Annotated in this window: 21 protein-coding genes and 2 pseudogenes; 11 read left to right on the top strand and 12 right to left on the bottom strand. The window is 62.3% G+C overall.

Annotation, left to right across the window (positions count from 1 at the left end; all coding sequences use genetic code 11):
* Positions 1–24 precede the first annotated feature (24 nt).
* Positions 25–837 (top strand): aminoglycoside phosphotransferase family protein, encoded by an 813-nt coding sequence (locus CQ14_RS06370; RefSeq protein WP_057857069.1) that lies wholly within the window; start codon positions 25–27, stop codon positions 835–837.
* A gap of 410 nt (positions 838–1,247) precedes the next feature.
* Here the strand turns inward: CQ14_RS06370 and CQ14_RS06365 are convergent, their stop codons facing one another.
* Positions 1,248–2,279, bottom strand: a complete 1,032-nt coding sequence (locus tag CQ14_RS06365; protein WP_057857068.1) for an IS110 family RNA-guided transposase — start codon at positions 2,277–2,279, stop codon at positions 1,248–1,250.
* 254 nt (positions 2,280–2,533) lie between these two features.
* On the opposite strand from CQ14_RS06365, the gene CQ14_RS06360 reads away from it, so the two are divergent.
* Positions 2,534–3,313 (top strand): class I SAM-dependent methyltransferase, encoded by a 780-nt coding sequence (locus CQ14_RS06360; RefSeq protein ID WP_156434717.1) that lies wholly within the window; start codon positions 2,534–2,536, stop codon positions 3,311–3,313.
* A 130-nt stretch (positions 3,314–3,443) separates the two neighbouring features.
* Here the strand turns inward: CQ14_RS06360 and CQ14_RS06355 are convergent, their stop codons facing one another.
* From CQ14_RS06355 to CQ14_RS06345, 3 genes are all read right to left on the bottom strand, one after another.
* Positions 3,444–4,166: a hypothetical protein gene (locus CQ14_RS06355; protein WP_156434716.1), complete on the bottom strand. Its 723-nt coding sequence runs from the start codon at positions 4,164–4,166 to the stop codon at positions 3,444–3,446.
* 198 nt (positions 4,167–4,364) lie between these two features.
* On the bottom strand, positions 4,365–4,811 hold the full coding sequence (locus tag CQ14_RS06350) for a YybH family protein (RefSeq protein ID WP_082649728.1): 447 nt from the start codon (positions 4,809–4,811) through the stop codon (positions 4,365–4,367).
* 122 nt (positions 4,812–4,933) lie between these two features.
* Positions 4,934–5,626, bottom strand: a complete 693-nt coding sequence (locus CQ14_RS06345; protein WP_063800303.1) for a winged helix-turn-helix transcriptional regulator — start codon at positions 5,624–5,626, stop codon at positions 4,934–4,936.
* Between the two features lie 144 nt (positions 5,627–5,770).
* Between CQ14_RS06345 and CQ14_RS06340 the strand changes: the two genes are divergently transcribed.
* From CQ14_RS06340 to CQ14_RS06325, 4 genes are all read left to right on the top strand, one after another.
* The gene (locus tag CQ14_RS06340; protein WP_156434715.1) at positions 5,771–6,220 is read left to right on the top strand and encodes a GNAT family N-acetyltransferase; all 450 of its coding nucleotides are present in this window, start codon (positions 5,771–5,773) and stop codon (positions 6,218–6,220) included.
* Positions 6,221–6,376: 156 nt separating this feature from the next.
* Complete coding sequence (locus CQ14_RS06335; protein ID WP_057857062.1) at positions 6,377–6,709, top strand: rhodanese-like domain-containing protein; 333 nt, start codon at positions 6,377–6,379, stop codon at positions 6,707–6,709.
* Positions 6,710–6,717: 8 nt separating this feature from the next.
* A complete protein-coding gene (locus CQ14_RS06330) occupies positions 6,718–7,890 on the top strand; it encodes an aminotransferase (RefSeq protein WP_057857061.1) in 1,173 nt (390 codons plus the stop codon).
* Between the two features lie 3 nt (positions 7,891–7,893).
* Positions 7,894–9,000, top strand: a complete 1,107-nt coding sequence (locus tag CQ14_RS06325) for a polyamine ABC transporter substrate-binding protein (RefSeq protein ID WP_057857060.1) — start codon at positions 7,894–7,896, stop codon at positions 8,998–9,000.
* Between the two features lie 454 nt (positions 9,001–9,454).
* Here CQ14_RS06325 and CQ14_RS06320 read toward each other — a convergent pair whose 3' ends face one another.
* The 5 genes from CQ14_RS06320 to CQ14_RS06300 all read right to left on the bottom strand — a co-directional run bounded on the left by CQ14_RS06320 (position 9,455) and on the right by CQ14_RS06300 (position 13,756).
* Entirely contained in the window at positions 9,455–10,390 is a 936-nt protein-coding gene (locus tag CQ14_RS06320) for a lipid A biosynthesis lauroyl acyltransferase (protein WP_057857059.1), read from the bottom strand.
* 19 nt (positions 10,391–10,409) lie between these two features.
* A complete protein-coding gene (locus CQ14_RS06315; protein ID WP_057857058.1) occupies positions 10,410–11,687 on the bottom strand; it encodes a beta-ketoacyl-ACP synthase in 1,278 nt (425 codons plus the stop codon).
* A 100-nt stretch (positions 11,688–11,787) separates the two neighbouring features.
* The gene (locus tag CQ14_RS06310) at positions 11,788–12,987 is read right to left on the bottom strand and encodes a beta-ketoacyl-ACP synthase (protein ID WP_057857057.1); all 1,200 of its coding nucleotides are present in this window, start codon (positions 12,985–12,987) and stop codon (positions 11,788–11,790) included.
* A complete protein-coding gene (locus CQ14_RS06305) occupies positions 12,980–13,453 on the bottom strand; it encodes a 3-hydroxyacyl-ACP dehydratase FabZ family protein (RefSeq protein WP_057857056.1) in 474 nt (157 codons plus the stop codon). The genes CQ14_RS06310 and CQ14_RS06305 overlap by 8 nt, the downstream gene beginning before the upstream one ends.
* A 9-nt stretch (positions 13,454–13,462) precedes the next feature.
* On the bottom strand, positions 13,463–13,756 hold the full coding sequence (locus tag CQ14_RS06300; protein ID WP_028346689.1) for an acyl carrier protein: 294 nt from the start codon (positions 13,754–13,756) through the stop codon (positions 13,463–13,465).
* Between the two features lie 265 nt (positions 13,757–14,021).
* Here CQ14_RS06300 and CQ14_RS06295 point away from each other — a divergent pair.
* Positions 14,022–14,549, top strand: a 528-nt coding sequence (locus CQ14_RS06295; RefSeq protein ID WP_210183147.1) for a hypothetical protein, incomplete at its 5' end; no start/stop codon positions are given.
* A gap of 73 nt (positions 14,550–14,622) precedes the next feature.
* Here CQ14_RS06295 and CQ14_RS06290 read toward each other — a convergent pair.
* The gene (locus CQ14_RS06290) at positions 14,623–14,922 is read right to left on the bottom strand and encodes a hypothetical protein (RefSeq protein ID WP_057857054.1); all 300 of its coding nucleotides are present in this window, start codon (positions 14,920–14,922) and stop codon (positions 14,623–14,625) included.
* A 257-nt stretch (positions 14,923–15,179) separates the two neighbouring features.
* On the opposite strand from CQ14_RS06290, the gene CQ14_RS06285 reads away from it, so the two are divergent.
* On the top strand, positions 15,180–16,376 hold the full coding sequence (locus tag CQ14_RS06285) for an FAD-dependent monooxygenase (RefSeq protein WP_057857053.1): 1,197 nt from the start codon (positions 15,180–15,182) through the stop codon (positions 16,374–16,376).
* Between the two features lie 72 nt (positions 16,377–16,448).
* Here the strand turns inward: CQ14_RS06285 and CQ14_RS06280 are convergent, their stop codons facing one another.
* Complete coding sequence (locus tag CQ14_RS06280) at positions 16,449–17,438, bottom strand: OmpA family protein (RefSeq protein ID WP_057857052.1); 990 nt, start codon at positions 17,436–17,438, stop codon at positions 16,449–16,451.
* Between the two features lie 340 nt (positions 17,439–17,778).
* On the opposite strand from CQ14_RS06280, the pseudogene CQ14_RS47535 reads away from it, so the two are divergent.
* The 3 genes and pseudogenes from CQ14_RS47535 to CQ14_RS06270 form a co-directional block, all read left to right on the top strand.
* A pseudogene (locus tag CQ14_RS47535) lies at positions 17,779–17,883 on the top strand (glyoxalase superfamily protein); the annotation flags it as partial.
* 81 nt (positions 17,884–17,964) lie between these two features.
* Positions 17,965–18,100: pseudogene (locus CQ14_RS45735) on the top strand (ClpX C4-type zinc finger protein); the annotation flags it as partial.
* Between the two features lie 833 nt (positions 18,101–18,933).
* Positions 18,934–19,512 (top strand): hypothetical protein, encoded by a 579-nt coding sequence (locus CQ14_RS06270; protein WP_057857050.1) that lies wholly within the window; start codon positions 18,934–18,936, stop codon positions 19,510–19,512.
* Between the two features lie 187 nt (positions 19,513–19,699).
* Here CQ14_RS06270 and CQ14_RS06265 read toward each other — a convergent pair whose 3' ends face one another.
* Complete coding sequence (locus CQ14_RS06265) at positions 19,700–20,740, bottom strand: alpha/beta hydrolase (protein WP_245320218.1); 1,041 nt, start codon at positions 20,738–20,740, stop codon at positions 19,700–19,702.
* Positions 20,741–20,979: the final 239 nt, after the last annotated feature.

Below are 20,979 nucleotides of genomic sequence, written 5' to 3'. Positions count from 1 at the left end.
TGCTGGCCGGTGGGAGGAGGGGTGATGCCGGGATCGCTGGGGGAGAAGATCGGCGAGGGCGTCTTTGCGGACGTCCATGCCTGGGGGCCTGGTCAGGTCGTGAAGCTGTTCAAGGCCGGCATTCCGCGGCGGGTGAGCTGGTGGGAGGCGCGGATGACCCGCGCCGTCTTCGCCGCTGGCGGCCCGGCGCCTGAGGTGCTCGACGAGGTAACCTTGGAGGGACGCTTCGGCATTGTGCTGCCGCGCCTCGACGGACCGACCCTGCTGCAACTCTCGCGCAGCGGCGCCCTGACCTTGGGGCAAGCGGGCGCGATCCTCGCCTCCCTTTACCTATCCGTTCACAAGACGCCGCCGCCGCCGGACGTCCTCTTTCTGCGCGACCAGATGGAGGGCTCGTTGCGGCATTCCGATGGTGTTGTTCCCAAGCACATCGCCGAGGGCGTCCTTGCCCTGATCGAGCGGCTGCAGCCGGGGGACGGGCTGTGCCACTCCGACCTCCACCCCGGCAACGTGATCATGACGGCGGATGGTCCGAGACTCATCGACTGGGGCGGCGCGGTCCGGGCGCCCGTCGTCCTCGATCTCGCGCGCTGCCACGTCATGCTGTCCGAGATCGCCGCGGAAGTCGCCGACAATCCGCAGCGACCGCGCGCCGTCAACGCGGCAGCGCAGTCCGAGTACGCGCGGTTGGCTGGCATTTCCCAACCGGCGCTGACGGCGGCGGCCGAGCCTTACCTGCCGGTCGTCCGCGTAATCGCCCTTTTCGGGGACCCGGCGCCTGCCCAACGGGAGCGCCTGATCCAGCGGATCGAAGCGGCCCTGCTCGCGGAGGACTGAGTCGCTCGCGAGCCGGAGTGGCCCGTCGAAGCGACCCATCAGTGTCCGCTATGGGTTACAAGCGGCTGTGGCTGCAAGCATGGACCGGCTTCCGGTCTGCCACGGACAGCCGACATGCGGGACGCTTAAACGTCGTACTGCTTAGGGCCATGTGTGGACGGCTCCGGGTTGGCAAGAAGAATCTTCACGCTGCAGCATTGGTCGGAGCAGCCATGTGTTCGGCCTGTTTGCGCGGTTCACATGACCGCTGGCCATAATGCCCTCCGCGGATCAGGTCCCGTTCGAAAGCACGCATTCGAAGATGCCATGGCCCTAGTGGGTTGTCCTGATCGCCGGATCGACCGGCGCTGCATTACGTGCTGTTCGCCCTCCCAACCGTTACGTCACGCCGGGTGTCCGGCGCAATGTCGTTACGCCGTGAGTGCGGCGGGTTCGTTGTAGCGATCGTTCCTCGCCATCATCGCCCAGGCCATCCTGGCGAGCTTGTTGGCGAGCGCGATGGCGGCGACCTTGGTGGGGCGCCGCGCCAACAACGCCGTGAGCCAGGGCCGATGCGCGGTGCCATGGATCTTGGCATAGCGGATCACAGCGAGCGCGCCGGCCGTGAACAGGCTGCGCAAATAGCGGTCGCCTTGCTTGCTGATGCTGCCAAGCCTGTCCTTGCCCCCGCTGGAGTTCTGCTTCGGCACGAGCCCGACCCAGGCAGAGAAGTCCCGTCCCGAGCGGAAGGCCTTGGCATCGGCAACGCTCGCGACCAGCGCTGTCGCCAGCACCGGACCGACACCGGGAATCGCATCCAGCCGTTTGCTCGTCGCGTTCGATCGATGCCAGGCGATGATGCGTCGGTCGAACTCCAGGATTTGGGCCTTTAGCGCCCGCAACTGAACGTCGAGCGCCGCAAGACAGGTACGCGCCACCTCGGGGAGCCGGCGGTCGGCTGTATCGGCGACGACCTCCAGCAGCTGCTCGACGCCCCGGCGCCCAACAGGGGCAACGATCCCGAACTCGGCAAGATAGGCCCGGATCGAATTGATGACCGCTGTCTGCTGGCGGATGAAGAGATGGCGCGCTCGATGCAGCATCAGGCACCCCTGTTGCGCGGGTGTCTTGGTCGGCACAAACCGCATGTTCGGACGCCTGACCGCCTCGCAGATCGCCTCCGCGTCGGTGCTATCGTTCTTCTGCCGCTTGACGTATGGCTTCACGTAGGCCGGTGGCATCAACCGCACCGTATGCCCCAACGTCTGCAGCTCTCGGGACCAATAGTGCGATGAGGCGCAAGCCTCAATCCCAACCAGGCACGGCGACAATTTCTCAAAGAACGCCAGCACGTACCGGCGCTTCAATTGACGGCGCATCACCACCTGACCGACGGCATCCGCCCCGTGAACCTGAAAAACCGACTTCGCGATATCCAGTCCGATTGTCGTGATCGTCTGCATGGATAGCTCCTCTAGATCGTGGGAGCCCTAGCAGCTCCCGAATCCGTGGCACTTGCATGCCGGATGGAGGAGCCGTCCACAGCATCAAGAGCCGACATCTCGGGCGGCATTGTCTGACGCCTCTTTTGCTCGTCACGGTGCTAGGGGCTCGAAGCCTCTGGCGCTCAGTGACAAATTTGGATACTCCAGCCTGATCGCCTGACCTCCGCTTCCCGTTGCTTGCACTGACGAGCGAAGATTTAGACGAGATCATCATGACTGAGCTATTTGTCGGCACCGCTGATCACTACCGCCGTTTTCGGCCGCCCTATCCGCAGGAGGCTTTTGACTGGATCGTCGCACGGCACGGGCTTGATGGTGCGGGACGACTCCTCGACTGTGGTTGCGGCCCTGGCAACGTGTTCGTTGGATTGGCGAGGTGGTTCTCTCACACAATCGCCATGGACCCGGATGCGGAGATGCTGGCAATGGCCCGGAGAGCTGCGGCAGCCGAGCGGATTGAGGCAATCACGTTTGTGCTCGGCCGCGCCGAGGACATCGCGGATACGGTCGGGCCGCTACGTGTCGCTGCGTTTGGAGCATCGTTCCATTGGACTGACCGCATCGCGGTCGCGCGGCATCTCGACAGATTTGTCGAGCCCGATGGCGCTGTTGTCATTCTATCTCCGAGCAGTCTTTGGTCCGGTCGCGTATTCGAATGGAAAGCAGTTGTGATCGACACAATAAAACACTGGCTGGGCAACGAACGACGAGCTGGTCCCGGGACCTATTCAGCCAAACCATTGCACCAAGAGTGTCTGAAGCAGACACCATTCTGCGCGCTCACGGAAGTGACCTTCGTTCAACCTCATGTTTGGACATATGACGGTATCATTGGCTATTTGTACTCGACCTCATTCGCGTCACGAGCCGTTCTGGGCGACAATGTTGCGAATTTTGAAAAGGATCTCCACGAGCGGCTGTCAGGGCTCTCTGCTGATGGACAGTTCGCCGACGAGATCGAGTATTCGGTGATCTCAGCGCGCCGCGAGTAATTTCAAGTTTGGTCCGCTTCGGGTCAAGCGGCGGTGGAGGCGAGCATTGACCGACAGCCGACAAGACAACGGCTTTAACGTTGTTTTGCTTCGGGCGAGATGCGGACTAACGGCAATGTAAACGGATACCCTAGTTTGCGAAGCTCTTACGAGGCATGAATTTTTCACGCAGCCGGTAGAACAGTTCTTCTTTCTTGCTCATGGCCACGAAGCTGGCAGGAAGACTGAACGGATCATCCTTTTTGTCCACCAGAACTTCTCGCATTTCATCAAGCTCGTGCAGTGTGAGCTCGGGAACATCAAACTTGCGGATCATGTATTCTCCGTTCCAAGCCCGTGTTCGTATGTACGACATCAATTCGTGCTGTTCATCATCCATCCATTCGGGACGGCCGTCGTAGTAGTTCATCCAAAAGTAAGCGAAATACATCAGCGCCGTTGCTCGATCGCAATCCGGACGCCTGAGCACGACATTGAATTCTGCTGTCAGTCCTTCGTAGTTGCCCACGCAATGGAGAAAATGGTGAGCCTCTACTGGCTTGCATGTCTTCAGTAAGTCCAACACGACCTGACGCTGGCCGGCGTCGTTGTCACGGCGCTCCCATGCCTGGGAGAGATCGTCCGGGACCATCGACTCATCGTACTGCAGGGAGGCGTCGCCCGCTGCGAAGGCCAAGCCCCATACCCATGCGGGCAACTCATTTCGATGTTTTTGGTCCATGGTCCCGCTCATCAAATAATCTGTCAAAAAGATAGTCGTTGGTGATGAAAGACCTGCTTCCACGCGTGATGAATGAGCAGTTAAGACAATATTTGCAAATGCTGTCGATGGGATTGGGGCTTTACCGAGCATGCCGCGCTTGCTCAGCTCCGCTACGGGTCACGAGCCGTAATACTTGCGACGAGAAAATCTAGTCGGCTTCGCCCCTGAGAGCGGACCTCATCGGGACGTGTCAGATTTGCCGCGATGGGCCAATAGGGCGCATGACCATCTATCACCGCGATCCGTGTCAGGTGGGTGCCTGCCCGGATGGCTGTGGCACCCGCGAATCTATTCTCTAACGAAGATGTGAGACTTTATCTTCCACTGTCCGTCGGGTTGGCGCTCAAGGAGTCTCACGGTGCTGCCAGAAATTGGCGCTGCCTTCTCGTTCACCACTAACGTGGCCGTGAAATGGGAGGTGGTATAGGCGTAGTTCCCGATGGGCAACACATCGACCAGCTCAACCTTGTGATTTCCGACGCTCCTTCCCCGTCCAGCAAAGAAATCACGGATTGCCAAAGGGCCGGTGACGGGCTGCGCACCAGGCGGCATCAATCTGCCGTCAGCGGTATACAATGGAAGTAGGGCATCGAAGTCTGCGTTGTTGATGGCGGCATCCCATTTGGCAGCCACCGAGGAAATTTCGTCGGCAAGTGGGTCTGCTCCTGCATGACCAACGGAAGCACAAGTAAAGATCAACAGCACGGCGTATGAAAGAAGAGAAGGGCGGCTCATCTTTGCCTCCTTTAGCTGAGATGCTTAGCTTTAGCCGAGGTGCTTAGCGCATGAGCGCATTCGCAAACGCTACCGCTGAGGGGAACTGGGTCACTAGTCCTAAAAGTGGACTGAGAATTTCGTCAGCTGGCTGATACTTGATCTGCTATCGCAGGAGCCTCATTGGCATATTTGCTGCGTGGGAACCAAGTGCGCATGCTGTTCACAAGATGCTTAGGACCATAGATCTCGATTTTGCCGAGCTCACGCGCCCGTAGCAGCGGCATCTCGCCTATGAAAATCTGCACAAGTGTCAGCAGACTCGCGTAGAGGCTGATATCGACCTCGAAGCCGGGATCATCCCAGCAGAGATCGGCTTCCTCCTTCTTCACAACAAACCACCAGTGCTTCGGCCGAGCGTCCGCAATCTCGATGTACAGCACGAAGTCGCATGGAATGTGCTCTAGATCGAATGAACGGCGCATATTCCACATGAGCCGGCCCACGTGGAGTTCGTTGGGTGTGAGCTGGCTGCGCGCCCACCTGTGGCCCCAATAGCCCAATGCATCGATAATTGGCCGGGCTTCTCTGGCCGCTTGGGTTGGATGGTACTCGCAATGCCCATTAGCGCCTGATTGGCGTGAGATTAGCCCGGCTTCTTCTAGCGTTTGAAGGCGCTTGGAGAGGAGCGTCGGCGACATCTGCGGGATGCCGCGGCGAAGCTGGTTGAAGTGGCGGGACCCTAGCAACAGCTCGCGGAGCACGAGCGGGGTCCACCGCTCCGTGAGAATTTCCGCAGCTTTGGCTACGGGACAAAATGATCCATAGCCTTTCATGACAAGAACTTTAGCATCACGAGGGCCACCAAGGTAGTCCAGTTTCTGGACTATATCCCGGGCGCGCCAATATCGAGGCTCTCCTGCTGCGCGAGCTTGCGCTACGCTCGTTTGGCCGATCCGTTTGACGCGAGGCAGGTAACGATGGGTGCCATTTACCGTCTGGCACAGCGCACGGACGCAAGCCGTCTCCACGACATTCGACGCCGGTCGATCCGCGAGCTTGCGCCGCCAAGAATATCCGTTGCCGAAGCGCAGGCGTGGGCGTCGAAGCTCACGCTATCAGGTATGGAGCAAAAGCTGCACGAGCTGGAAATATGGGTGGCCGAGCTGGACGGCATCGTTGCCGGATGGGGGGCCATTCGGGCCGACAGGCTGGAGGGCCTGTATACGGCGCCTGAATTTGCCGGGCAGGGCGTTGGGGCCGGATTGCTTGGCATGCTCGAAGGGCTGCTGCGCGATCGCGAGTTCCCTTCGGTGCATGCCGAGGCAAGCTCAAACGCGCGTGATTTCTACCTTCGTCGCGGCTACCGGGCGGCGGGCCCTCAAACGCAGGATGGGGCGTGGCCCATCATGAAAGGACTTCTGACCTGAAATCAGGCGCGGAGGAGAATAAGTGAGCCGGGCGGCGGCACGGCTTTGACGGCCGTTTAACCCGCTCGCGGCGCTTGATTTTCGCCGCGCGAGGGGCGACTTTGGCGCCCGCTTGGCGGGGCCTATCGGAGCCTCGCGGCGCCTTGTCAGGAGGATATGTTGGCGGACCATCAGGTGCACGATTTGACCCCGGAAGACGTTTCGAAGGGGATCGCGGAGGGCCGCTATCTGCTGGTCGACGTCCGCGAGCCCAATGAGGTGGCGGTGGAAGCCTATCCGGACGGCGTGGTCGTTCCGCTCCAGAGCTTTGATCCCGCGGCTATCCCGGATCCGAAGGGCAAGCAGGTGGTGTTCGCCTGCCGCTCCGGCAAGCGCTCGGTGACGGCCTCGCTGGCGGCGCAGGCAGCAGGGCTGCCTTACGACAAGCATCTGGCGGGCGGCATCATCGGCTGGAAGGCCGCGGGATTGCCGACCAGGACCGGCGGCTGATCTCCATCATGACTTCCATGAACAAGGTCTTTGCCGACCTTCCCGTCACCGTCTTCGAGGCGATGTCGCAGGCCGCCCGCGACAACAACGCCATCAATCTCGGCCAGGGCTTTCCCGACGATCCCGGCCCGGAGGACATCCGCCGCGCGGCGGCCGACGCCACGGTGAACGGCTACAACCAGTACCCGTCGATGATGGGCATTCCGGAACTGCGGCAGGCGATCGCCGCCCATTACGGCCGCTGGCACAAGCTTTCCCTCGATCCGATGACCGAAGTGATGGTGACCTCGGGCGGCACCGAGGCGCTGACGTCGTCCATTCTCGCCGTCGTCGAACCCGGCGACGAGGTCGTCTGCTTCCAACCGGTCTATGACAGCTACCTGCCGATCATCCGCCAGGCCGGCGGCATTCCGCGCCTGTTGCGGCTGGAGCCGCCGGGCTGGCGGCTGACGGAAGAGATGCTGGCCAGCGTCTTCAACGAGAAGACCAAGGCGGTGCTGTTCAACAACCCGCTCAATCCGGCCGCCGTCGTCTATCCCCGCGAGGACCTCGAACTGCTGGCGCGGTATTGCCAGAAGTTCGACACCATCGCGATCTGTGACGAAGTCTGGGAGCACGTGATCTTCGATGGCCGCGAGCATATCCCGCTGATCACGATCCCGGGCATGCGCGACCGCACCATCAAGGTCGGCAGCGCCGGCAAGATCTTTTCGCTGACGGGATGGAAGGTCGGCTTCGTCTGCGCCGCACCGCCGTTGCTGCGGGTGGCGGCCAAGGTGCACCAGTTCCTGACCTTCACCACCGCGCCGAACCTGCAAGCGGCGGTAGCTTACGGGCTCGGCAAGCCCGATGAATATTTCTACGATATGCGCAAGGATCTGGCGCGGAGCAGGGACCGCCTGACCAAGGGGCTGGAGAGCATCGGCTTTCCCGTGCTCAAATCGCAGGGCACCTATTTCCTCACCGTCGACCTGTCGCCGCTCGGCTTGAACGAGACCGACGTCGAGTTCTGCAAGCGCATCGTGACCGACTACAAGGTCGCTGCGATTCCGGTGTCGGCGTTCTACGAGCAGGACGCGGTGACCTCGGTGGTGCGCTTCTGTTTTTCCAAGAAGGACGAAACGCTCGACACGGCGCTGGAGCGGCTGTCGGACGCGGTGCACGGCCGGCGCAAGAGGTAGGACATGCGCGATTCGACGGGAATTTCGCTGCGCCTTTTCGGCGCGATCACGCTCGCGCTGTCGCTCTCGCCCGCATGGGCGCAGGAGCGCACGGTGAATTTCTACAACTGGTCGAACTACATGGCCCCGGGGGTGCTGGAGGATTTTACCAAGGAAACCGGCATCAAGGTGGTCTACGACACGTTTGACGCCAACGAGACGCTGGAGACGCGGCTCTTGGCGGGGAAGTCGGGCTACGACGTCGTGGTGCCCACAGGCTATTTCCTGCAGCGCCAGATCACGGCAAAAGTCTTCCTCAAGCTCGACAAGTCGAAGCTGCCCAATCTCGCCAACGCCTGGCCGGTGGTGACCAGCCAGCTCGCCACCTACGATCCCGGCAACAATTACGCCGCCAATTACATGTGGGGCACCACGGGCATCGGCTACAACGTCAAGACCGCCGAGAGGATTCTCGGGCCCGATGCGAAGATCGATAGCTGGGACATCGTCTTCAAGCCGGAGAATCTGGCCAAGTTCAAGGATTGCGGCATCCACATGCTGGATTCCGCCGACGACATTCTGCCCGCCGCGCTCAGCTATCTCGGCATCGATCCGAATTCGACCAAGCAGGCGGATCTGGAAAAGGCTGCCGATCTCGTCAGCAAGATCAGGCCCAATGTCCGCAAGTTTCATTCCTCGGAATATCTGGGCGCGCTGGCCTCCGGCGAAATCTGCTTCGTGGTCGGATGGTCGGGCGACATCATGCAGGCGCGCAGCCGCGCCGCGGAAGCCAAGAACGGCGTCGAGATCGGCTACACGATCCCGAAAGAGGGCGCGCAGATGTTCTTCGACAATCTCGCGATCCCAGCGGATGCGAAGAACGTCACTGAAGCCTATGAGCTGATCAACTACCTCTACCGCCCCGACGTCGCCGCCAAGAATTCCGGCTTCCTGTCCTATGCCAATGGCAATCTGGCCAGCCAGAAGCTGGTCGATCCGAAGATTCTGAACGACAGGAACATCTACCCGGACGAGGCGACGCAGAAGAAGCTGTTCGTCATCCAGGCGCGCGATCCGGCCACGCAACGCGTCATCAACCGGCTCTGGACCAGGGTGAAGACGGGCAAGTAACGGGTGGGGCGCACGAGCCTCTATCCGCCGTCATTGCGAGCGAAGCGAAGCAATCCATCGTGCCGCATACGCGGAGAGATGGATTGTTNGTCGCTTCGCTCCCTTGCGCAAACGCCTTGCGTTTGTCGCAGGCAATGACGTGGAGAGATCCGGTGGACAATACCTCGTCCGGACCACAAACTTCGGTTGCCGGAACCCGAGGCAGAATCTATAGCTCCCTCGGGGAGCATCACATGACCAATATCTTCGCCTTCTTCTCAACCCGCACGCTGCTTCAGATCATCTTCGTGCTGGGATCCGCCGTCGCAATGAAGGCGTGGAGCCTCGGCCTGCTGTTCGGCGGGTAGTGAGGAACCTGTAGCCCGGATGGAGCGAAGCGCAATCCGGGGACTTCACCTGGTTGCGAGAACGGCCCCGGGTTACGCTGCGCTTCACCCGGGCTACGAAGGGGGCGCTACCGCCACCGCCGGTGCAGCCACAGCCACTGGTCCGGATATTCGCGCACCCAGCCTTCGATCACCGACGTCACCGCCTGCATCGTGCCCTGGATGTCGATCTGGCCGGAGGCATCGCGCGCCGGCTTGACCTCTTCGGAGAGTTCGGCGCGGAAACGGTGGTTGGGCAGGCGGATGATGCGGACGCCGTGCACAGGGCATTCGACCTGGCGTAACAGCCGCGCCAGCGTCGGGTTGGCCTTGGTCTTGCGGCCGAAGAACGTCACCTCGACGCCGTTGCCCATGTACTGATCGACCAGCATCGCAACGTGCTGGCCCCGCTGCAGCGCTTCCGCCAGTTTCAGCGGCGCCTCGCGCCCCGCCGGCACCAGCGTGCCCATCTTGACCGCGCGAATGCGCTCGATGGCGCGGTCGGCGGACTCGATGTTCGGCCGGCGGAACAGGATCGCGCAATCGAGCCCATGGGCGACCGCGCCAAGCGCCGGGATTTCCCAATTGCCGAGATGGCTGGCAAAGATGATCGCAGGCTTGCCGTCGTCGCGTAGCGAATCGAAGATTTCCTTGGTGCGCGGGGTGAATTCGATGCGGCTCGGCTTCTCCGGGTGGTCGAGGTCGTAATCCCAGATGTGATCGAGATGGGCGAACTCGGCGCCGATGCGGCCGAGATTGTCCCACACGCCCGTCAGGATGGTTTCGATCTCCTCCGGCGACTTTTCGGGAAAAGCTGCCTTCAGGTTCTCGCGTCCGATGCGGTCCTCGCGCAGCCGTCGCCCGATGAAGCGGGTGACGCGGCCGAAGAAATTGGCGGTCTTGTCCGGATCGAAATAGCGGGTGGTGCGGAGCAGGGCGATCGTCAGCGCGCCGACGGCGGCTTCCGCCACGGGCTTTCCGGCATCGCGCAGGCGCGCCTTGGTGCGTAGGAGCAGGCGGTTCATCGTGATGGGTGACGTGCTGCTAGACCGGTTCGCGCGTCAGGATCAGCGAAGCATTCTGCCCGCCGAAGCCGAACGAGTTCGACATCACGGCGGTGACCCTGGCGTCGCGCGCCTTGTTGCCGACCACGTCGAACAGGATCGACGGATCCGGGATCTCGTAATTGATGGTCGGCGGAATCCGCTGATGCTCCAGCGTCAAGAGCGAGAACACGGCTTCGACCGCGCCGGCCGCCGAGATCGTGTGCCCGACCATCGACTTGTTCGACGACACCGGGATTTTCGGCAGATGCTCGCCGAACACGACCGCGGTCGTGTTGTATTCCATCTTGTCGTTTTCCGGCGTTGCGGTGCCGTGGGCGTTGATGTGGTCGATCTGCTCCGGCTCGAGGCCGGCATCGGCCAGCGTCTTGCGCATGCAGCCGATGATCGGCTTGCCGTCCGGGCTGGAGCGGGTGCGGTGGAACGAATCCGTCAGCTCGCCGCAACCGGCTACCACGCCGAGGATCTTGGCCCCGCGGGCCATCGCCGACTCATAGCTTTCCAGCACCATCGCGCCGGCGCCTTCGGCCATCACGAATCCGTCGCGGTTCTTCGAGAACGGTTTTGAGGCGGCCTGCGGCGGATCGTTCTGCGTCGACAGCGCCGACAGCAGCGAGAAGCGCACCATCGCTTCGGGATTCACCGAGCCGTCGGCGCCGACGCACAGCGCCGCGTCGGCCTCACCGCGGCGGATCGCCTCGACACCGAGCTGGATTGCGGTGGCGCCGGAGGCGCAGGCGGTGGAAAGCGAAATCGGCGATCCCTTGGTGCCGAACTTTTCGGCCAGGTAACTCGCCACCGAGCCGAACATGAAGCGGCGATGATATGCGGTGAACCGTCCGCCGCCGCTGACGTGCAGCATATCCACGTAGTCGAATTCGGTTTTGCCGACGGCGCGTCCGAGCTCAAGCCGCTGCGGCCATTCGACCTCGACCGGCGCGACCGCGAGAAACAGCGGCCCGGGAAAATCGGCCTTGCCGCCGATATCAGCCTGTTCGAGCGCTTCGGCGGTCGCCATCTCGGCGAGACGTTCGGTGAGACCCGTCGAGGAGAACGGCTCCAGGGTGACGAAATCGACGGTGCCGGCCATGGTCGTCTTCAGACTGTCGATCGGAAAGCGCGTCACGGTCCGGATCCCGGATTCACCGGCGGTCAGCCGGGTCCAGTTGTCGGTCTTGCCGGCGCCAAGCGAGGTCACCACGCCCATGCCGGTGACGACGACGATCGGCCTGCCGAGTTTATCGCGTGGTGCTGACATGGTTCCCCCGTCGCTGCTGCGCCGTAACTAAGAGCGCGCTTCTCGCGCTCAACTCTTGCTCTGGCCGTGATGCCGCAAGCCTTCTTGCGGGAATCACGCTCTACTTGATGGCCTCGACCAGGGCCATGCCTTCGCCCTGCCAGTGACCGGCCCCCACCACGACAATCTGGTCCGGGCTGCCTGCCTTTTCAACCTCGAGCCCGGTCGGGTCGTTGGGTGGAAACAGCGAACCGCGGGAGATCGAGAGCGCGGCCAGCGCCAGGCCGAGTGGAAACTGGGTTTCCAGCGTGTGGCCGAACATGGTTCCGGTGGCGCGGACCGCAAATCCGGGATGCTGGCGCAGGAACGCCTTCTCGTCCGAGGTCGCCGGCTCGGCGCCGGTCGCCCCCGTGATCAAGGTACCGCTGTCGCCGACGCCGAGCTTCGGCCACAGCGCTTCCAGCGATTTTGTCACCGCGCCCGGCTGCTTGCGCTGCGCGAGGTCGGCGACCACCCTGGTCAGTCTGGCATAGGGCTTGGCGCCGCGGGCTTCGGCGTGCTCACGCGATTCCAGCACCAGGAAGCAGCCGGCGGAGCCGAGCGCGAAGCCGCTCTTGTCTTCGCGTTGCCAGACGGGAGCGAACTTGTCGGTCAGATTGAAGTCGCCGAATTCGTAGAGGATCAGCAGGTCCAGGCGTTCGCCATTATGGGCGGCGCCGACCAGCGCGATGTCGCTTTGGCCGCTTTCGATCCGTGCCAGCGCAATCCGCGCCGCATCGATGGAGGCGGCTTCCTCGCCCATGAAGGTGCGCGAGGTGCCGCAGACGCCGTGCACGATGGCGATGTTGCCGGCGAGCAGGTTGGAGAGCTGGGCCAGAAACAACGTCGGCCGCAAATCGTTCATCAGCCGTTCGTTGAGAAAGCCGGGGCTCGAATTGCCCCTGGCATCGGCGTTCAGGATGGCCGCATCGACCGCGATGTCGCGCTCGCCGCCGCCGGCGGCGACGATCATGTCCATCCGCCCCAGGATTTCCTTGTTGCCTTTGACGCCGGCCGAATCGAGCGCCAGCCCCGCGGCATAGGTGCCGATGCGCTGCCAGGCTTCCATCTGGCGCTGGTCGCCCTTTTTCGGGATCTGGGCGTCGAAGGAAATCGGCGCCAGCGGGTGCACGATGTGGGGCGCGAACCGCTTGTCGTCGACGTTGATCTTCTTCTCGTTCAGCGCATCCCAGTGCGCATCCAGCCCTTCGCCGAGCGAGGAGACGATGCCGATGCCGGTGATCCAGACTTCCTTGGCGGGCGCGGAATTTGACTCAGTCATGCGTAATCGCCTGCAGTGGGAAGCCGATCTTGTTGGCCATCGCGTCCATATGCACGCGCAGGGCCGGGTCGGGGAAGGGGGCAAGGCCGAAGGTGAGTTCAGCGCTGCACTTCAACTCCTTGCCGATACGCCCCTTGACCTTGGTGACGGCAAAACCGGAGCCTTCGTGCTCAAGCTTCGCCTCGATCGTCAGCAACGAGCCGGGGCTGACGAACCCCCGCATCTTGGCTTCCTTCACGATGGCCAGGAAGGGCATGCGCTCGAACTTCAGGACGCCGAGTATCAGCCAGCCGGAACTCTGCGCCATCGCTTCGGTGAGCAGGACCCCGGGCATGATCGGGAAGCCGGGGAAGTGCCCCTCGAAGATGGTGTGCGCGACCGGCACCTGCGCCTCGACCGTGATCCTCTTCTCGTCGAGGTTCAGGTCGACGATGCGGTCGATCAGCGTGAAGTAATCAAGGTTCATGGCGGGCGATTACGCGCCCGGGGCTGCATTCTTGGCGGCGACCAGTTCGTCGATGCGATCGGCGAGATTTTGCAGCACGAAATACTGCTCGGTCGTGGCCTTGCCGTCGTTGACCTCCTGGGTCCATTTTTCGAGCGGCATCTTGATCCCGAACGCCTTGTCGATGGCAAAGGCGATGTCGAGGAAGTCCAGGCTGTCGATTCCCAGATCGTCGATGGCGTGGCTCTCCGGCTTGATCGTGTCGCGCGGAATGTCGCAGGTCTCCGCGATAATGTTGGCGATCTGATCGAATGTGGAAGACATCATTAAGCCTTTGATATACTGGAGAAATTCCGGAACGGCTTGGAGGAGGCGGGTGCGCGGCCCCGGAAGGCCCTGTTCCCTCGGCCGGAGTCGAGTGCCCGTATATCGGAGCAGGGCGCTGAGTTCAATGGAGGGAGGCGGTTCGGGCGGGGACCGATTTATAGGCAAAGATGGCGGTTTCTGGTTCCGGGGGAGGCTGCTGAAGCGAGCGNTAGCCCGGATGGTGACTAGCCCGCCGTAGCTCCAGGCGGAAGCATGGATGGTNGAGTGTGAAATGGACTTTTCGGCAGACAATTGGAAGCTGGTCGCCAATAGCGGCAGGGAGCAATTTTGCGGGGCCTTCATCAAGCGAGGCTCGAACGAAGACGGCTTGGAACTCATTCTGGCGAAGGTGTCTCTCGTCGGAGAGTTTTGGCTCGATCCGCCATTTGCAAACGATGTTGGATCGTCGAGCCTGGAAAGCGTGTTTTCGGTCTCGCTGCCCCACCTTGTCCTTCGAAAGGATCGAATCGAAACCTTGTTGGACGAACTACAGCAATGGCTATTGAAGCCTAAGCCGATATCCTTGGAGCTCGCAAAATGTAGAACGACGTATCAGAGCCTGACCATATCGCTTGGTGTGCGCGAAGACCTGATTTGTTCGCTGGAAAGACCAGCTTGCACGATATCCTACTGCTCAAATTCTTTCGAAGTCGGAAAATGGCATTTCGTTGTAGATCAATCCTGTATTCGAATTTTTCACGAGGAATTGCGGGCTGCGCTCGATTCCCTGTACTCGACGACGTCGCAATAGGATGAGCAGGTGGCCCGGATGAGCGGCCTGTCCGCCGGAGCTCAACGAGCGTCGGCGGAAGCGACATCGGGGCTCATGTGGGCCACTCGCTGGTCAGTGCATCAACGATGTCTTCGTGAAACTTTTCGTCCGAAGCCTTCCGGTCGGCCCAGGTTGCGCTGAAGTGTACAACCTCCTTGGCTTTGGCCAGGCCGATGCCGCTGGCTCGGTTGAGGACAGCGATGGAATCTATTTTCGAGCAGGCGGATGCGCGCAAAAATCTGACGATGGCCTCTATGTCTTCGCCGGCTTCTAACCGAAGCTTACACTCTGCGATGAATTCCTCACGTGTCATCGACGGTCCCAGTTTGTACGTGTACTCGTAGCCAAACATCGGACGGCTGTTTCCGAAATGCAAAGGTCGTTTCGTCGACGACGGCGTGTTCGCTTGCGGGAGCCATGCGGAAAACACATGCACAGGTTGCGGGCGGTGGACCGGTCGGTCTCACTGTCGCCATCGTGCTGGGACGTCTTGAACGCGTGTACGGTCGCGATGCGTTTCTTGCCAGGCCCACCAGCATATTGCCTGGCGCGGATCGCAGGCATCGGCGCGAAGATCCCGGCGTCCCCGCCGGGCCAGGAGCATGCACTATGAGCCTGAAGGTCATTATCGTCGGCGGAGGAATTGGCGGCACGGCGGCCGCGCTCGCGCTCACGCGCGCAGGCTGCGACGTGCGCATCTTCGAGCAGGCGCAGATCAAGAGCGAGGTCGGCGCCGGGATCCAGATCAGCCCAAACGCGACGCGGCTGTTGCAGCGCTATGGGCTTGGGGAAGCCCTGAAGCCGCTGGCCGTCAGGCCGCAGGCGATCGAAGCCCGCCGATGGGACAATGGCGCCATTCTGATGCGCGAGGAGCTCGGCGCTGCGGTCGAAACCGCCTACGGCGCGCCGTATTATCATTTTCATCGCGGCGATCTCCTGTCCGTGCTCAGCGACGCGCTGCCGCGCGGCGTGCTGCAGACGGCGCAGTGCTGCGTCAGCGTGACAGAGACCGATGATGGTGTCCGGGCGCAATTCGAGGACGGATCGTTCGTCGACGGCGATCTTCTGGTCGGCGCGGACGGCATCCATTCGACGGTGCGCCGTGTTCTGTTCGGCGACGAGCGTCCGCGGTTTTCCGCCAACGTCGCCTATCGGGGCCTGGCTCCCGCCGAGCGCCTGAACCATCTCGGTTTGCCCCACAACGCGACCATCTGGATGGGGCCGGGCGGCCACTTCGTTCATTACTTCGTGTCGGGCGGGCGTTACGTCAATTTCGTCGCGGTGCATGAGCAGGCGAACTGGGAGCGGGAATCCTGGACCGATCGCGGCACCGTCGACGACGCGCGCCGCCGCTACGCGGGCTGGCATCCGCAGATCCACGCCATCCTCGGTGCGGTCGACGAGACGTTCAAATGGGCGCTGTTCGATCGGGCCCCGCTGGAGAAGTGGAGCGCCGGCCGGATCACCTTGCTTGGAGATGCGTGCCATCCGATGCTGCCCTACATGGCCCAGGGGGCGGCGCAGGCGATCGAGGACGGCGCGACGCTGGCCGCGTGCCTCGCCGGCGTTTCGCGGTCGGACGTTGCGGCGGCCCTGCAGCGCTACGAGATCTTGCGCAAGCCCCGCACCGCCTCGATCCAGGGTGCCGCCCGCGGCAACGCCATCACCTTTCATCTTCCCGACGGCCCGGAGCAGCGCGAGCGCGATACCGCCATGGGGGCGTCGACCGGCTTGTCGCCCAGCCGCGCGGCGCTGTTCGGTTTCGATGCGGAGGCTCTCGACCGGCCGCCGTCCGGTGCGAGCTGACGCGCGGTCAACCAACGAGACGAAGAGCGGAAGAAAGTCCCGCATATTGCATGCGCTCATGCGGGCTATTTGCTATTGCAACACCATCTCCACGCGGCGATTGCGCGCGCGGCCGCTCTCGCTGGCGTTGCTGGCGAGCGGCGCATAGCTCGCCACGCCGGTCCCCGACAGGCGCTTGCCGTCGATCTTGTAGGTGCTCGACAAGGCGTCGATGACGGCCTGGGCGCGCGCCTTGGATAGCGCGAGGTTGGCGTCCAGCGCGCCCTGATTGTCGGTGTGGCCGACGATATACACCTTCGCGGCAGCATTCGACTGCAACAGCCGCGCCATCTCGTCGAGCTGCGCCTTGGACTCCGGCTTGATGGTCGCCTTGCCGGTGTCGAAGAACAGCCCATACAGCGCGACCTTGCCTTCGGCCTGCAGGCCCTTGGCAAGGGCTGTGGCATCCACGGTCACCTTGCGACCGTGCATCGCCTTCGGCTCGATGATCTCCACCACGGTCGCCATGTATTTGCCGGCGAGCGCGACGGTGCCCGGCTTTGCCGTCAGCACCGCCACGTGCAGCGTGCTGCCGGAGGCGTTCAACGTTCCATACCAGTAACGCTCGCTGCCGGTCTCCTGCCACATCTGTAGCAGGGTCTCCGCACTCCAGCCCTCCAGTTGAGCCTTGGAGAGCTGCGGCTTGGCGGGCTGCGCGCGCAACGGCCCGAAACCCCGGTCGTCGCATTTTTCGGCGCAGGCGTCCTGCCGGGTTGCGCCTGCGCGCTCCAGCGCCTGCTCGTAATTGCGCTGCACCACTAGCGCCGACTTGCCGGCGGGCGCCATGTAGAAAAGGCGCGTCACGCGGCCCTCGAGCCTCGCGACATCGCTATCCTTCGGCCCGGACGGCACGCCGGCCTGATCGAACTCCCTGATCTCCTGCGCGACAAGCCACGAGCCCGCGTAGCGGCTCAACACCGCGTGATCGCGCGCGTTCGGTGCGTCGGCGGGCATGTTCTGTGCAAGCACACTGGATGCGGAGAAAACGAGACTGCAACCGATCAGCAAACGAACGAAGGACATCAAAACTCTCTCGAATGGTGGGCCATCGGGGCGCCGTATGTGGCATGGCTTGCACGGCAAGCCAAGTTGCGAGCTCTCCGCTCTGCGCACTGTCATTGCAATTTCACGAATGCCCTGAATCCCCAAATCATCGACTTCATCGGATGCTCCGGGCAAAGCAAGCGTCTCCCGTCGGGGTTGACAACGACCGTGGCCGGACCAACTATAATGACCGGTTGATACACCCGCCGCTTGCGCCCTTTGGGATGGTGAACGTATCAAGTCTCTCGGCCCTCGCTATTGGCGAACGGGTCGGCAAGGCAAGCCCCGATCTCCTCCGTTCGCCGATACGGGTGCTCTCATGCGCGATTTCCGCGATGTCAAGGCCATGGCGCGTTCCCTGCGCGATGCCTTAAATGCCAGATCTGTGCAAACCACGCACAGCGAGTCCCTGGAGCTGATCGCGAAGGCGTTCGGCTATGACAACTGGAATATCCTGTCCGCCAAGATCGATACAGCGCGGCCACCGTCCGGCTGGCCGGGCAGGCTGCAAAATCCGGCATCGCAAGCCAAGCTCCTCTATTGCTCGTTCTGCGGCAAGAACCAGAACGAGGTGACCAAGCTGGTCGCGGGACCTGCCGTGTTCATCTGCGACGAATGTATCGACCTCTGCATCGACATCGTCGACGCGCAACTGCTTCGCCTGATCGAAGGCGACGAGGAGGGCGCTCGCGCCATGTCGACCGACAGGCTGCAGCACTATGTCGTCCACGCCGAGAAGGGAGCGGAGCGCAACCGGCTGGCATTGCAACGTATCGCGAGCGTGCTCGCGCTTCACGCGAGAGGGGCGGCAGCGGACAGCGAGACGTCGCTATCGCCCAGCCTCGCCCAATTGAAGAACAAGTCGCCGGACGAATTGCGAACCATGCAGGCGTATTCGCAGGCCCAGTTGAAAAGCTATGAGCAGGCGCTGCGAACCGCGACGGTCATTGTGAACGAACGGGGTAGGGCGGATTAGCCGCAAGGCGTAATCCCGCCGCGCCACATCGATGCTGCCGCGAATGCAATTCGGTGATTCGTAAGAAGCCTACAGGGCTGGCCGATTCTGACCGCCGCTGCCTTTGCGAGTTTCGGCGGCCGTCTTGGCAAACTCCAGATAGGCCGGGTCAACCGCGCGGCTGTAATGCTGATGATCGAACCGGATAAACACCCGGCGCGTGTATATCGCGCTGATAACGCCGTACCTGCGTCCAGCCCCCGGCGGCCGATAGATTATGCGGCGCCCAAGGTCCGTTTGCCGAGGAATGATCATGGAGGGGGCTTCCCATTTCCGCAGACTTGCAAGACTGAAATGATAAGCTGAACAGGACCCGAGCTTGACTGCTTGATCCAGATCAAGATGAGCGCTCGACGGCCGCCCAAGAAATTCGTCTCAAGAAATTCGCCCTGGGCTGGACGCTCCTTGGCTGGGTCACCGCGCTCGCAAACCGCCACCGCTTGTGGAGGTACGTCAACAATGAAACGCTGCCCTGCTGCTTTCGCAATCGCCGCCAGCCTGTTCGCACCAGTTGCGCACGCCGACGAAACCCTGGAAGCCAAGATGCGGGTCTACGTTCCGGTCGTCTCCCTCGCCAAAGTATGTGACTTCAGGATCAATGACGCCACCTTGGGTGAACACCGCGCCATGCTCGAAGCGGTGAAATCCGACCCGAACGCCAACAAACTCGCCTACCGCCTCCATTACGAAACGCAGACGGCCTACATCAAGGCCCGCGACGGAGGTCAACGGGTCGCCTTCTGCAGGGACTTCATCGCAGACAACAGCCAATACGCCAAGGCGCGCTTCACCGCCGTGGTCGAGGGCCAATTGAGCGAAGTCAGCTCGGGTGTGCAGAAAGCGATCGCCCACAACGTCTGCGGTGCGCCCCCCGCCAGGCTGTCCAGGGCCGACTGGAAACCGTACGCGTCCATCAAAAAGATGCTTCAGAACGAGCAGAAGTTGGCCAGGGAAAAGGCCGAGACGAACGGCTGGAACGTCACCGAGGAAACGACGGCGGTCACGGAACAGTTCTGCGCGGCGATAAAAACCCGGTGAGGATCACCGCCGCCAAAGTGCGAGCCCCGCTGATGCGTCTTTGCGCGGGCCCCGGTGGTCCCGGGGGGCGTGCACCGGCTCAAAGGCGTGAGCGTGCTGCATCAGGTGGCGCGTGGCTTTCTCGGGAAAGCGTAGCCCGGATGAGCGAACGACATTATCGCTTGCGTTCATGCGGGCTGCGCACTTCTCACGATCGCTTCGCCTCATCGAGAAACGCCTGCACCGCCTCGAACAGCTTCAGCCGATTCCGCTCCATGATGATCGTATGCGTTCCCTCGGCCAGCGCCACGTAGCGTTTGCCCGGCGAGTTCACCAGCAGCGGAAACAGCGTCTGGGCCATGTAGGGCGGCGTGTCGCGGTCCCATTCGGCGCCGACCAATAAGGTCGGCACCGTGATCTTCGAAGGATCGTAATAGGGCTTGCCGGCGCCGAAGAACTCGGCGCCGTCCTGCACGACGCCGTTGGGCGCGCGAAGCACCGGCGGATTCATCGTTGCACCGTCCGGATCGGTGGCGAAGGTCGCATCGGCCCAGGCATCGAACCAGCCGGCGGGAATGAGGTTGGCCTTCTTGTCCTCGGGCACGCCGGTGTACCAGCGCTCCCGTGCCTGATCGCGGTTGACCATGCGATAGGCGCCGAGCTTGCCGGCACCGGCCTGAACCAGCGAGGGCGTTTGCCGGATCCAGCTCGGTGCATAGAGCACGAGGCGTTCGACCTTCGCGGCGTTCTCAGTGGTGTAGGTCGCCATCAGCGTGGTGCCCCACGACCAGCCGAGCAGGTTGAGGCGCGGAATGTTGCGGTGCCGCAGGATGAAATCGACGGCGGTGCCGATGTCCTTGACCGCGGTCTGGCCGGTCACGATCGGCGGATTGGCGTCGGGCTTGTCGGCCATTTCCTTCGGCCGGGTGGATTTGCCGTAGCCACGTAGGTCGAGAAGCCACACGTCGTAGCCGCGCGAGGCGATGTATTCCATCCAGGACAGGCCATCGAGCTTGAGGTCGAACGCCGTCTCGGCAGGATAGGTCGCGCCGTGCACGTAAAGCACGGTCTGCTCGGGCCGGAACGACGTCATGTCGGTCGGCCGCTTGTTGCGGACGTAGATCTCGATGCCGGGATCGGCAGTCTTGACCATCATCTCTTCAGTCACCAGGGGCCTCGTCTGTGCCAGCGCCGGAATGGAAAGCAGCGTTGCGAGAAAAAAGCCTGCGGCAGCGATTGAAAATCTCACCATAGCCTCCCTCGTGTTTTCCTTGTTTCGGCCCACCTAACGTAACGGCAATTGCGCTCGCCGTGCATCTAATTCTCGGCCAGTGACGCGGCGGATCGGGTCTGACGGTGGTCGATCGGAGCTGAAGAGGCGCTGCGCGTTCATGCGATTTTCTTCAACGACTTCAAGCTGATTTGCCCCGTCCAGTCCAGCGTGGAAAAATAAATCGCTTCGCGCGAGACCCAAATCACCCGTAAAAC

The organism is Bradyrhizobium lablabi, from assembly GCF_001440475.1.
GTDB lineage: Bacteria > Pseudomonadota > Alphaproteobacteria > Rhizobiales > Xanthobacteraceae > Bradyrhizobium > Bradyrhizobium lablabi.
Note: the sequence above shows the minus strand (reverse complement) of the source record. Positions and strands in the feature narration are given on the sequence as shown.